The sequence below is a fragment of the Streptomyces sp. UNOC14_S4 genome (genome assembly GCF_020740835.1).
GTDB lineage: Bacteria > Actinomycetota > Actinomycetes > Streptomycetales > Streptomycetaceae > Streptomyces.
The window spans coordinates 1-7,779 of record NZ_JAINFC010000369.1 but is presented as its reverse complement, the minus strand read 5'-3'; the positions used below and the strand labels follow the sequence as shown (position 1 = coordinate 7,779).

Annotated in this window: 6 protein-coding genes; 2 read left to right on the top strand and 4 right to left on the bottom strand. The window is 71.1% G+C overall.

From position 1 onward, the window contains the following. Together K6I34_RS26720 and K6I34_RS26715 are read left to right on the top strand one after the other, a co-directional pair. The coding region (locus K6I34_RS26720) for an iron chelate uptake ABC transporter family permease subunit (protein WP_229329403.1) at positions 1-1,042 on the top strand (1,042 nt) is incomplete at its 5' end. 7 nt (positions 1,043-1,049) lie between these two features. Next, on the top strand, positions 1,050-1,916 hold the full coding sequence (locus tag K6I34_RS26715) for an ABC transporter ATP-binding protein (protein ID WP_229329401.1): 867 nt from the start codon (positions 1,050-1,052) through the stop codon (positions 1,914-1,916). 79 nt (positions 1,917-1,995) lie between these two features. Here the strand turns inward: K6I34_RS26715 and K6I34_RS26710 are convergent, their stop codons facing one another. From K6I34_RS26710 to K6I34_RS26695, 4 genes are all read right to left on the bottom strand, one after another. Then, positions 1,996-2,874, bottom strand: a complete 879-nt coding sequence (locus tag K6I34_RS26710) for a hypothetical protein (protein WP_229329399.1) — start codon at positions 2,872-2,874, stop codon at positions 1,996-1,998. A 15-nt stretch (positions 2,875-2,889) separates the two neighbouring features. Beyond that, on the bottom strand, positions 2,890-3,774 hold the full coding sequence (locus K6I34_RS26705) for a papain-like cysteine protease family protein (RefSeq protein WP_229329397.1): 885 nt from the start codon (positions 3,772-3,774) through the stop codon (positions 2,890-2,892). Positions 3,775-3,827: 53 nt separating this feature from the next. Further along, complete coding sequence (locus K6I34_RS26700) at positions 3,828-5,531, bottom strand: mycolysin (protein WP_229329395.1); 1,704 nt, start codon at positions 5,529-5,531, stop codon at positions 3,828-3,830. A 304-nt stretch (positions 5,532-5,835) separates the two neighbouring features. Beyond that, positions 5,836-7,779 (bottom strand): transglycosylase domain-containing protein (locus K6I34_RS26695; RefSeq protein ID WP_238489812.1); only part of this gene is annotated, 1,944 nt, incomplete at its 5' end.

The window sequence follows — 7,779 nt, the reverse complement described above, 5'->3', positions numbered from 1 at the left end:
TGTCACCCCGCCGGACAGCCTGGTGCTGCGCACCGGCACACTCTCCTGGCTCTTCCCACGGCGGGGCGCGCTGGTCGCCGCGTTCCTCGTGCCGCTGCTCTTCCTGATCGTCGCGCTGGCCGTGATGGCGAGTTCGACAGGCATGAGCCTGTCGGACACCGTGTCCGGCCTGCTGGGCACCGGCGACCCCGGCACTGTCATGGTCGTACGGGACTTCCGGCTGCCGCGCGTATGCGTCGGGCTCATGGTCGGCGCCGCGCTCGGCGTGGCGGGCTGCCTCACCCAGACCCTGGCGGGCAACCGGCTGGCCACCCCCGACCTCCTGGGCGTCAACGAAGGTGCCACCGCGGCCGTGGTGGCCTCCGCCGCCGGGTCCTCGACCGGCATGATCGGCCACTGGTGGCTCGGCCCGCTCGGGGCCGTGGCCGCGGCGGTCCTGGTCGTGCTGTGCGCGGGCGGGGCCGGTGGCGCCGGATACCGCGTGCTGGTCGTGGGCATCGGCGTGTCCACCTTCGTCGGGGCGGTCGGCGACCTCGTGATGTCGCGTCAGAACGACAACACGGCGGGCGGAGTGTTCCTCTGGGCCGTCGGCAGTCTCAACGGCCGCGACTGGAACGTCGGAACACCGATGCTGATCGGGCTGCTCTTCCTGCTGCCGCTCGCCCTCGCCGCCGGACACCGCCTGCAACTGCTGCGGTTCGACGACGACACGGCCGCCGGTCTCGGCGTCGACCTGCGACGGCTGCGCGCCGCCGCGCTCGCGCTCGCCGTGGCCCTGGCCGGCCTGGCCGTCGGTGTGGGCGGCCCCATCGCCTTCGTGGCACTCGCCGCCCCGATCCTCGCCGGACGCCTCAGCGGTCCCACCCGGGTGCCGGTGCTCGGCTCCGCGCTCACCGGGGCGGCCCTGATCGCCGCGGCCGACGCCCTCGGCCGCGTCATCGCCCCCGTCGAGCTCCCCGTCGGCGTCGTCACCAGCGTTCTCGGCGGCCCGTTCCTCCTCTGGGTCCTCTTCCGCGCGGACCGCACCACCGGAAAGGCATGAACACCCCATGACCGACGCCATGCCCGGCCTGAAAACGCCCGGCCCGGAAGCCCGCGGCACGGAAACCCGCAGTACGGAAGCCCGCAGCACGGATGTCCCCGGTCTGGAAGTTCGCGGCCTGCGGGCCGGTTACCCCGGCCGGCCCGTCGTCCACGACGTCGACCTGAGCGTCCCCGCCGGTCACGTGGCCGCGATCGTCGGCCCCAACGGCTGCGGCAAGTCGACGCTCCTGCGCACGGTCGCCCGGCTGCACCGGCCTGACGCGGGCAGCGTGCACGCCGACGGCGCCGACATCTGGAAACTGGCCCAGCGCCAGGCCGCGCACAAGGTGGCGATGCTTCCCCAGTCCCCGCGCGCGCCGGAGGGCGTCACCGTGGCCGGGCTGGTCCGCTACGGCCGCCACCCGCACCAGGGCCTGCTGCGCCAGTGGTCGCGCGAGGACGAACGCGCCGTCCGCGACGCCCTGGAGGCCACGGGCACCACCGGACTGGCCGCCGAGCGGCTGGACCGGCTCTCCGGCGGCCAGCGCCAGCGCTGCTGGCTCGCCATGGTGCTCGCCCAGCACACACCGGTCGTCCTGCTCGACGAACCCACCAGCGCCCTGGACCTCGGCCATGTCGTCGACGTCCTCGAACTCGTCCGCGAAGTCGCCGCGGCCGGCCGGACCGTCGTCATGGTCCTGCACGACCTGGCCTCCGCGGCGCGGTACGCCGACACGCTGATCGCCATGAAGGACGGCCACGTCATCACCCAGGGGCCGCCCCGGGACACGGTGGACGAGGCGCTGGTCAAGGAGCTCTACCGCGTCGAGGCCGACATCCTGCGCGCCCCCGGCGACGCCTCGCCGGTCGTCGTCCCCCGGGCCCGCGGCTGAGCGGCGTCTCCGGTGCCCCGGCCGGTGTGCCGTCACGCCGGTGTGCCATCACGCCGGGGCGGCGTGACGGCACACGGGATCAGGCCGAGCGGCGTCGGCGGCGCAGGCGGAGGACCGCCGCGCCCGTCACCGCCAGGGCTGCCGCGCCGGAGGCGGTCAGGAGCCAGGGGAAGGGAGCGGCGGCGGGGGCCTGGTCCTCGGCGAGGGCGTAGCCGCCCGCGAGACCCTTGCGGTCGTAGTCCGAGCCGGGGAGCTTGTCGCCGTAACGCTTGGCGACGAGTTGCTGGTACGCCGCGAGCGAGACGCGGGGCTTGCCCTGGAGAGCCGTCCGGGCTTCCTCGTTGAGCGGCTCGACGGAGCCGCTGCCGGCCAGCCGGTACCAGCCGTGGATCTGCGGCTCCATGAAGGTCTGCGCCCGGTCCGTGCCGCGTTCGGCGGCGCTGATGTCCGCGTCGCCGTCGCGGATACCGGCCAGCTGCCAGGCGCGGCCGCCTTGTTCCGGGGCGAGCAGGACGGCGGCCTGACGGCCGTTGGCGGCCGAGACGCGGGAGGCGAGATAGGACAGCCGCAGGGCCGAACCGGCGGTGGGCCCGGTCTTGCCGGTCACGAACTCGGGAGAGAGCTCGTAGAGGGGAACCGGCTTCTTGAGGTCGAAGCCGCTTGCGGCGGCGGGTGCCTGCGCGGCGTTGCGTGGGGCGCCGGCCAGGCCGCCGTCCGCGCCGCCGTCCGCGCCTCCTTGCGCGTCGCCGGACGGGGTGCGGCCCTCGACAGCCGTCAGGAAGCGGCTGACGGTGTCGTGGACCTTGTCGGAGCGCAGCACCTGCTGAGCGGCGGCGTAGTCGGTCGCCGCGGGGGCGGCGGGTCCGTCGGCGGCTTGTGCGGAACCGATTCCGCAGAGGGTGACGGCGACGGCGGTGGCCGCGCACAGGGTAGCGGCGCGTCTGGTCGTACGGTGCATGATCGGTCGTCTCCTCTAGCCCTGCATGCCGATGCGCGTGTGGGTCCACCGGAAGGAGTTGTTTCCGGAGTAGGCGGAGTAGTTCCACCAGGTGTAGGTCTTCGTGGTGGGCCAGGGGTCGCCGACCGCGATCATGTTGCTGGTGCTGTCGTAGCCGTAGACGACGTTCATGTGGCCGCCGCCGGAGGTCCAGCCGATACGGACGGCGAACGGGCGCTTGTTCGCGATCTCGTTCCGGGTCTCACCGAAGGAAGCGTTGCGGTACAGGTCGGTGCCGCTGCTGCGGAAGCCCATGTTGCGGAGGCCGTTGGCCATGTCGCCGAGGGTGGCGGGGCGGTTGTTGCAGTCCAGCCGGTTGCCCTGGGAGGCCAGGCGGCAGAAGTCGTACTGGTTGTAGCGGTTGTAGCCCCAGTACTTGGCTATGGTCAGGCCGGCGGCGTCCCAGCACCACTGGTCCTTGACCTGCTTCTCCATATTGATGTCGAGGGCGGTCCGGCCGGTGGGCCGGGGGGTGGAGGTTTCGCAGACCGGCAGATTCCCGGTGTTCTCCTTGATGAACGCGTCGGCTATGTAGTACTTGCCGGAATAGATCCAGCGGGAGTTGTTCTCGACGACGTCGCCGGTGGTACGGCAGGACATCGTGACGCGGTCACCGACCCGCGATTTTCCGAGGATGTCGGCCGAAAGGGACGGCTGGGAGCGCTGGTTGACCGTGCTGAAATTGCCTCGCCCACCGGTGACCGTGCCGGTGACGGCGGCCTGGGCCTGGGGAGAGACGCTCAGCAGGATTCCGCCGGAAAGGACGGCGGCTGTCGTGGACAGAAGTATCTTGGTGCGCCGTGGCGCGGGGGCGGCGTGTGTGCGCGTCGATCTGCGCGTTGAGCTACGGAATCCGTGCATGGGGGTTCTTTCTTCTGCTGATCAATGGGGGCGGATGGACCGGGGCCCGCGGATCAGTACTGGATGGTGTGGCCGTAGAGGATGTTGCGGGCCTTCGAGCCGCTGTCCAGGCCGTACGCGGGCCGGTCGGTGAGGAAGTACTCACGGAAGGTGGACTGGCGCTCGCGGGACATCATGGTGTTGCTCTTCGTCCAGCCGCCGTCGACCTGGGACCACAGGTCGACCAGCGCGGTGGCGACCCGGGCCTCGCAGGCGTCGCCCCAGTCCATGCCGCGTGTGCCGCGGTCGTTGCCGAGCTCCATGGAGCTGCCGTTGCCCCACGTCATGACGGTGTCCTTGAAGGTGTGGAACGCCACGGCGTCGGCGAAGCCCTCGGTCCAGCCACAGGTGGTGGAGGAGGTGCGGTTGATGTAGTGGGGCGAGCAGTTGGTGACGTTCGGCCACCATCCGTCGTAGAGCTTGCCCATGAGGGAGTGCCCGGCCTCGTGGACGGTGGTGTGGCCGGAGTCGGGGTCGCTGTCCGCGAGGTGGACCTTGTCGTCGCGGTTCGTCCAGTACGTACCGTCCTGGGAGCCCGGGTACCACTGGACGGTGATCGGGGTGCAGCGGCCGTCCCGCTGGTTGCTCGTCCAGCAGGTGCTGGTGGAACCCCGGTCCCACCAGAGCTTGTTGAGGGTGTCGAAGGCGTGCCAGGCGCGGCTCTGGCCGCTGTTGGCGTAGACGGTGCCCAGGCTCTTGTTGCCCGACACGTTGCTCAGGGCGTTCGAGGTGGTCGCGTAGCGGCGGTTGTATCCGTCGACGACCGACCACATGCTGCCGGCCTGGGTCTGGAACTCGGCCCAGACCTGGGAGGTGACGGATGCGCTCGGCGTGTAGCAGAGGTTGAACGTGCCGTCTCCGTTGCCGGTCAGACCCGTGGCGAGCTTCTGCGTACCGCCGCCCGCGGTCGCCCTGCCCCAGAGGGTGACGTTGGCGTTGCTGACCGGCAGGTCCCGGTCGGCCTTGCGGTTCCAGCTGCCGCCCTCGGAGGACTGGAAGCGGTTGCGCAGGGTGCCGCTGACGCAGACCGGGGCGTAGCGCTTGCCGGGGGCCGCGGCCTGCGGGGGAGTGCTCGGTGCGGCCGGGGCGGCGGCGCCCGGGCGCACCGGGCGGTCGTGCGCCGTGGGCCCGCCGGCCGTCGCGTCGGCCGGGGCCGCGTCGGCCTTGGTGACGGACATGCCCTTGGCAGTGGAGCCCTTGTCCTTGCCGATGGTCAGTTCCACCGAGGCGTGACCGGCGCGGCGCGGGTCGGGCCGGTCGATGTCACTGATGTCCGCCTGGATCTGGGCGGGGCCCGCGGCGACGGCCTCGACCTTGAGCTTGACGGTGCGGGTGCCCGGAGTGAGGGCCAGCGTCCGGCTGGTGCGCTGGCCGAAGGCGTCCGTCGTGGGCGCGGCGAGGGCGCTGTCCCGGTCGACGATCCGGAGGGCGGGCGGCAGTTGGAGGGAGAGGCCGGCGCGCTTGACGTCGGTCTGTGCCGTGACGGCCACGGTGAGGGTGGTCCGCTCGCCGATGGCGGGGAGGCGGTCGAGGGAGGCGGTGACGCCGAGACAGCTCAGCGGCGCCTCGGAGTTCTTGTCCGCGGGGCGGGCCGTGCAGGTGTCCGCCGGGGTGGGGGAGACCGCGTAGGCGGACGGTACGGCGACGGTGGCGATACAGGCGCCTATGCCGCCCGCTGCGACCAGAGCAGCGGGTCTCGGCAACCGTATTCGGAACATGTGCATGCCTTTCTGCGGCGTGCACGACGGGTCCGGTGCACGCCGATTCGAATCATGGGGGGTGAGAGCTGCCGCGATCGCCGACCGTTCGTGAACGGCGGCCCTTGGGCAACAACTGACCGGGACTTTACGTCACCTGGATTGCGCATGTCACATTCGAAACACGCAACAACGCTGCTCAGAAGGCGAGTAGATGCCGTGTCACATGCGATTTTGCGGTAAACCCGCAAGAAATGACGGGCATTGGCGCGCCCGGTTCTCCGACGCGATGTACGTGTGCTTTGCGCCTATTTCGCCAGGGCTTCTACTCGGCCGTCATATAGCGCGTCCACAGTTCGATCGGCAGTGAACTGCCCACCGTGCCCTCGGATGTTCCGCCGACGCCGTCCAGGGGGAGAAGCTCCTGTGTCCCGGGGTCGATACGGGCGAGCGAGACCGCGGTCGACAGGGAGTCGCGGTAGCCGACGTACCAAGCGGACTTGTTGTCCTGCGCGGTGCCGGTCTTGCCGGCCGTGCCGGGCCCGGCTGCCTGCGCCGTCCGCGCTGTGCCCGTGCGGACCGCCTCGCGCAGCGCGTCGTCCACGGCCCCCGCCACGTCCGGCGGCAGGGCCTGTTCGGCCTCCGGCCTCTCCACGGGCACGTCGTCGCCGTTGCGCCGCAGTCCGGCGACCGAGTACGGCTCGGTGTGCCGGCCCTGGGCCGCGAACGTGGCGTAGGCGTCGGCCATGCGGATGGCACTGGGCGTGGAGGTGCCGAGCGAGAACGACGGCAGTTTTTCCCCGAGGCTGCTCTCCAGCAGGCCCGCCTGCGTGCCCACTTTGCCGACCCGGTCCAGCCCCACGTCCATGCCCAGCTGCATCATGGGGGTGTTGACCGACTGCGCGACCGCGTCCTTGAGCGAGATCTTCCCCCAGGACTCGGCGCCGTCGTTGACCGCCTTGACGATCTTCCCCGACCGGTCCCAGTAGGGGCCTTCCGGGGTGCGCAGCGGGACTTTGTTGTCGCCGTCGTAGAGCGTCGCCGGGGTCATGGGTGTGCGGGGTCTGCCGCGCTCGCGCTGCACCCCGTCGCGCAGGGCCGCCGCGTAGACGAAGGGGGTGAAGGCGCTGCCCGCCGGCACGACGGACGAATTGGCGTCGTTGAAGCCCTGTTCGAGGTAGTCCGGCCCGCCGGACAGGGCGACGATACGCCCGTCGGTGGCCACCGACGCGGCCCCGATGCGCACATCGCGGTCGGCCGCGCGCCGGTCCGGGGCCAGACCGTCCCGCGCCTGCTCGACCGCCCGGGTGAGCGCTGCCATGCGCTTCTTGTCGAACGTGGTGCGGACCTGGTAGCCGCCGAGCGCGAATTCCCGCTCGGAGACCGGGGAGTGGGCCAGCAGATAGGTACGGGCCGTATCGACGAGATAGCCGGTCTGGCCGGTCAGCCCGGTGGCCTTGGGCGGGGCGATCGGCTCGGGGAAGCGCGTGTACCGCGCGCGCTCCCGCTTGGAGAGCTTGCCGATGGTCACCATCCGGTCCAGGACCCAGTTCCAGCGCTCCACCGCGCGTTTGTGGTTCTCGGGGCCGGCCGCCGGGTCGTAGAGCGCGGCCCCCTTGAGCAGGGATGCCAGGAAGGCGCCCTCGCTCACGTTCAGCTGCGGGACGTCCTTGCCGTAATAGGCGCGGGCGGCCCGCTGGATGCCGTAGGTGCCGCGCCCGTACCAGCTGGTGTTGAGGTACTGTTCGAGAATCTCGTCCTTGCTCATTTTGTTGTCGAGCTTGATAGCGATGAACATCTCGGTGAGCTTGCGCGTGAGGGTCTGCTCCTGGTCGAGGTAGGCGTTCTTCACGTACTGCTGGGTGATGGTCGAACCGCCCTGGGTGTCGCCCCCGGTGACCATCTTGGAGACCGCGCGGACCATGCCGCCGGGGGAGACCCCGCTGTCGGAGTAGAACGTCTCGTTCTCCGCGGCCAGCGTCGCCCAGCGGACCTTCTCGGGCACCTGGCCCAGCGGTGTGTCCTGCCGGTCGATCTCGCCGGTGCGGGCCATCTCGCTGCCGTCGGCCCAGTAGTAGACGTTGTCCTGCTGGGTGGCGAAGGCGTTGAGGTCGACGGGTATCCCGGTGCGCAGGTACATGATGGTCAGCAGTCCGGCCACGACCGTGACGGCGGAGCCGAGCAGCCCCAGCGTCTGGCGCCACGACGGTACCCAGCGCCTGATCCCCGTCCGGCCCGGGCGGGGATCAGGCGCTGGGTACCGTCGTGG